Source organism: Flavobacterium sp., assembly GCF_044368625.1.
Lineage (GTDB): Bacteria > Bacteroidota > Bacteroidia > Flavobacteriales > Flavobacteriaceae > Flavobacterium.
Window position 1 is genome coordinate 1 of the sequence record NZ_JBIPPD010000331.1, and the last position, 2736, is coordinate 2736.

Annotated in this window: 3 protein-coding genes; all 3 read left to right on the forward strand. The window is 40.6% G+C overall.

Features of this window, described 5'->3' with window-relative positions:
* Positions 1-631 (forward strand): hypothetical protein (locus ACIQ2X_RS15720; protein ID WP_396179918.1); only part of this gene is annotated, 631 nt, incomplete at its 5' end.
* A gap of 1 nt (position 632) precedes the next feature.
* On the forward strand, positions 633-2129 hold the full coding sequence (locus ACIQ2X_RS15725; RefSeq protein ID WP_396179919.1) for a hypothetical protein: 1497 nt from the start codon (positions 633-635) through the stop codon (positions 2127-2129).
* A gap of 9 nt (positions 2130-2138) precedes the next feature.
* Positions 2139-2585: a hypothetical protein gene (locus ACIQ2X_RS15730; RefSeq protein ID WP_396179920.1), complete on the forward strand. Its 447-nt coding sequence runs from the start codon at positions 2139-2141 to the stop codon at positions 2583-2585.
* Positions 2586-2736 lie beyond the last annotated feature (151 nt).

Here is a 2736-nt window from a genome sequence, read left to right on the forward strand (position 1 = left end):
GTTTGAGATTGTAAAGAATAAGAAATACACACAGCTAGGTAAGATTGCATACGGTGAAACGTTACACTTAGTTTCAATGCTGGCTCGTGGATTACGCGATAGAATCAATAATTGTATCAACACTCAATTAAAATCTGCTTGGGTTGAAGCGTTACGCCCAGAGTATTTATCCTCTACTGCGTATTCAATCAACGTAGCACTTCCTGAAATTAAAGGGATGCTTGACCAAGGTAAAGCCGCTGGTGTATGCACACAAGCTGAATATGATTTCATATTACAGTTAGCCACTAAAGAATACTATAGTTTCCCAGATGTCACTCTAATTGATGTAATTAAAATTCGTAATCCTGAATTATTATCTGATGGTTCTTATTTGAACATTGATGGTAAAGGTAGAACTGTATTAGTCAATGTGATTAACTCTCTCCCTACTGAATCTCAGATTAAGATTGAAGTAAGAGAATCTTATGATGGTGTTCTTTGGACTAAGTGGCAACGTGTGAATCATATTTACAACGTAAAAGAATCAGGATTATATCATTGTCAGTGGCAAGGGTCTTATTTACCTTATGTTGAAATGAGAATGAAGAACGAAACATTTAATATGAGCGCTACCGCTCAGGCGGTGTAACATGCCATACGCTTTAAGATTTGATGGTGTCAACGATACTGTCAGTATACCTGCTGGTATGACAGGTAACGCCGGTACGGGCGCACACTCGTTTAGAGTGAAGTCTGGGCCTGCTGGTATTACACTACCAACAACGCTTACCGCTTTTATAGGTACGTCCCAGAATACCGCAAGTAGTGGTTTAATAGTAAACTCATCAGGACAGTTGAGGGTGTATACAGCAGGTACTAACCGTTACGGTTCTACATCTCAGTTGATCTTTACTGGAGTACCTTTCGATTACACCCTAACCCACAACGCTAACGGTACATGGAACATATTCAATAATCTGACAGGTAGTGCTACAGGAGAGAGTGGTACATTCACTACGTCAACGAGTTGGGTAGCAGGTACTAATGGTTTAAACCAATTCGGTAGGTCTAGTAGTAATAATGCAGGCTTCTTAAATGGCGACATAGAGGTTATTGAAGTTACAGGTCTAGCTAACGCTCAAGACTGGGAAGCTAGTTTGTCTAATGGTGCAGGTACAACACTACCTACGGTCTCTGGTACAAACCAAGGAACCCTGAACAACTTTACAGTACCTGATTGTTGGATATTCTTCTCAACCGGTGTTGCTTTTGAAGGTACACTAGGTAAGACAAGTTTAACCCCAGCAGCAAAAGCCTTAGCTGTTTCGGCAGGATTCCAAAGCGCAATAGTTAAGTCTAACGCAATAGTTTCCTTAGACCAGTTAGTTGTTACTTTAGGTGCCGTAAACGTATTATCTAAAAACGCCTACAATGTAGCATTGAAACAACTGTCAGTGACTGTTGGTGCCAACGTATCGTTCACCGGATTGCTTGGTAAGACAAACTACCTTGTCGGTAATAAGCAGCTTAGTGTTAACGCAGGTGCTTCATTATCGTTAGGTAAACGAGCACTTTCGGTAACACCAAAACCTCTGACAGTTAGTGCAGGATGGAACGCCGGTGTACAGAAACAACAGCTAACTCTCTCCGGTAAACAAGAGGGTGTTTCTATTGGTCACTTGTTGTCAATCAACGAACAACATCTTACCATACAAAATAAACAGCTTCAACTGGTTACTGGTACTTCGGTATCATTCTTAGGTGAACTAAATAAAACAGCTCTCAACTTATCACCTAAGCAGTTGAGCGTACTGACAGGTACTGCTGTTCCGTTAGAAGTTACTTTAAACAAATCTTCTCTGATTCTAACACCTAAACAGTTAGGTGTTACAGCAGGAACATCTCTATCGTTCAATGGAACCCTCGCTAAAACGAGCTACAACTTGTCTGGAAAGACTTTAAGTAATGTAGCTGGTACTGTATTAACTCTACAGAAACAAGCGCTGCAAATCGTTTCTAAGCAGCTTAGTATGGGTGATACAGTGTATCCTATCGTTCCAGTTGAACGAGTATTCACTTTTACAGATAAAAATAACAGAACATACGTGTTCAAACAAACCACCAACATTTATGTAATGAACAATTAAGGAATTAATATGGCCGTAGGCAATTTCACTTTAGTCAACACAGGTAAAGAAGCTCTGTTGACAGATAACGCTAACCAAATCAACTGGGCTTCAGACACAATCGTTGCTGTATTGCTTGGTGCTGGTTATACTCCTTCTTTAGCACACACACAATATTCTGATGTATCAGCTAACGTCATTGCTGACGCTGGCTATGCTCCTGTAGTACTGACTGGTAAAACTTCAGTGTTATCGGCAGGTAAGATTCTGTGGGATTGTGCTGATGTGAGCTTCGGTACTAACGTATCGCTCACAGCTAAGTATGTGGCTTTCTTCAAACGTGCCGGTGGTTCATTGACTGGTACTGACCAGTACATCGGTTATGGTGATTTGAATGACACCAATACTTCAGCTACTGTTAGCTCTACCAACTCTACGTTCGCTGTTAACACAACTAATGGGTTGTTCGACATTTAAGGATTGGTATGATCTACATTACGAAAGACGCGAGTGAAAAGTTAGACTACGTATTCATTCGTGCTGTAGAAGATAATATCTCTGCTGTAACATACACTCAATCTGCTGGTAGCACTATAACAGTTGTTAGTTGCACTGTCAATACAAACGT